The organism is Rhizobacter sp. P1_G5, assembly GCF_056405435.1.
Genome location: NZ_JBFUCB010000862.1, coordinates 1 through 1,971 on the forward strand (window position 1 = coordinate 1; position 1,971 = coordinate 1,971).

Below are 1,971 nucleotides of genomic sequence, written 5' to 3' on the forward strand. Positions count from 1 at the left end.
GGTCAGCACGACCGCTACCGCCAACATCGGTGCCAGCACACGCCCCAGGCCGCGTCCAGCCGCAGCGCGCTGCTCTGCGAGCACGTTGTCGACGATGCGCAGTCGCTCCTGGAGATCCTTCAGTTCGGTGAGCGGCGCATCGGGGGTCCGCAAGCGAGCGGCCAATTGCCCGGCCAGCAACTTTCGTTGCGAAGCAAGCTCGTCAGTCATCCAGCGCCCCGAGCACCGTGAATCGGAGCATGGGGAGGGCCTGGTGGCTGTCTGCGTCGACGGCCTGCACATCAACGGCAAAGCCCTTGCCATCGGCGGGCATCGGGATGGCAATGCTCAGCCGTTGCCACGGATAGCGTTGCGCATCCGGCACGTCGATCCAGCGCGCAGGCCCTCCCTCCCCGAGGCGGTAGCTGCGCCACGCGAGCGAGGCGATGCGAACCGAGGCGCGAACCGTGGCCACTGCATCCGGCTGCGCCAGCGCGGAAGCCGAGAGCGCCACCGGGGCCGCAGCCGGGCCACCTGCCCCACCGGTGCGGCGCGTCAGTGCGAGGAAGCCCAGGTCGCTCGCTCGCAGGCGTGTTGCACCCAGCATCGGCGCAGGGTCCCAGCTCAGCGGCTGACCCGCCAGCAGGTCCGCCTCGACCCGGTAGAACGGCGACGACGGCATCGGCTGCACCACGAGCCGCAGCGGTGCCCGGGCAGCGGCTTGCAACGACAACGTGCCTGCGGCCTTCTCTCCCGTCAGTCCGGCACCGCGCGTGAGCGATACCAACTCGACGAACGATTGCGAGACTGTCCTGTCGTAGAAGCCCTCGCAGCGCTCGGGCCCTGCCATCGGACCATACGGCGGCTGGCGCGAGGTGCTCGGGTGCAACGTCGAACAATCGAGACCCCATGCCGTCGTCACATGCGCGGCCATCACGATCGCGACCAGCAGGCCGAACACGCTCTGGCTCACGAGCGCGTGGGAGGCGCCCTCGTGCCAGATGCCGAAAATCCTGTCGACGAAGTCCATGGGTCGCCTGCCGCAGTCTGTCGACGCCTCGGGTCCATGCGCCGCGGGTCAGGCTAGGCGGATGCCCCGCCCCATGCATCCCCAAGAGTGAGTACGGTCAGTCCAGCCGCGCCTCGATGTCTGGGTCGCTGGCGCCAGCGCCCAGCAGTTGCGCCATGACGGCCTGCCCGCCCGCATAGAACTCGCAGAGTGGGGCACAGTCGCAAAAACTGAGCGACCCTGTCGATTCTGCTGCTCCTCCTTCGTCGCACAGATACAGCACCATTCTTTCGAGAGCACAGGAGACTCAGATGTCTGCATCGGTACTGTTCATGTCAATGTCGCTCGACGGATATATCGCCGGTCCGAACGACGAGGTCGGCAATCCTGGAGGCGATGCCTTCGACCGGCTGCACGAGTGGTACGGGGACTTCTCCCGGCCGTCTGGGGCCGTCGGAGAATTGTGGGACGAGTGGAACACGCCGGGTTCGATCGTGGCGGGTCGGCGTACCGTGGAGCAAATCGATCACTGGGGCGGTGACAACCACGGTGTCCCGATCTTCGTGCCCAGCCACCGGCCGCCCGGCCCATCCGTCGCGAACTATCCGTTGGTGAGGTATGTGCGCGACGGAATCGAGAGCGCGATGGCTCAGGCGAAGGCTGCCGCCGGCAACCTGAACGTGCTGATGCTCGGCGCGTACACAGCACAACGGGCACTCGAGGCCGGTGTGCTGGACGAGTTGCAGATCCATCAGATCCCAGTGCTGTTCGGTGGCGGCCGGCGGCTGTTCGAGCTGTTGCCTTCGCGGATCGAGCTGGAGATCGTTCGGGTGATCGACACACCGGATGCCACGCACATCCGCTATCGCGTTCGTCGCTGAGCGGGGTGGCGACGAGCTGCTCCTGCAGGGCCGAAGAATACTGAAAGTCATAACTTACAATATTGCTACTTCTCCCTATAATTGCGAGCCATGACTGACAAC

3 protein-coding genes are annotated in these 1,971 nt (G+C 65.9%); 1 reads left to right on the forward strand and 2 read right to left on the reverse strand.

From position 1 onward, the window contains the following. Together AC1D12_RS32030 and AC1D12_RS32035 are read right to left on the reverse strand one after the other, a co-directional pair. Positions 1–210: hypothetical protein (locus AC1D12_RS32030; protein ID WP_477845196.1), on the reverse strand; the 210-nt coding region annotated here is incomplete at its 3' end. Continuing rightward, positions 203–1,009 (reverse strand): hypothetical protein, encoded by an 807-nt coding sequence (locus AC1D12_RS32035; protein WP_477845197.1) that lies wholly within the window; start codon positions 1,007–1,009, stop codon positions 203–205. The genes AC1D12_RS32030 and AC1D12_RS32035, both read right to left, overlap by 8 nt. 290 nt (positions 1,010–1,299) lie before the next feature. Between AC1D12_RS32035 and AC1D12_RS32040 the strand changes: the two genes are divergently transcribed. Beyond that, complete coding sequence (locus tag AC1D12_RS32040) at positions 1,300–1,869, forward strand: dihydrofolate reductase family protein (RefSeq protein ID WP_047511582.1); 570 nt, start codon at positions 1,300–1,302, stop codon at positions 1,867–1,869. Positions 1,870–1,971: the final 102 nt, after the last annotated feature.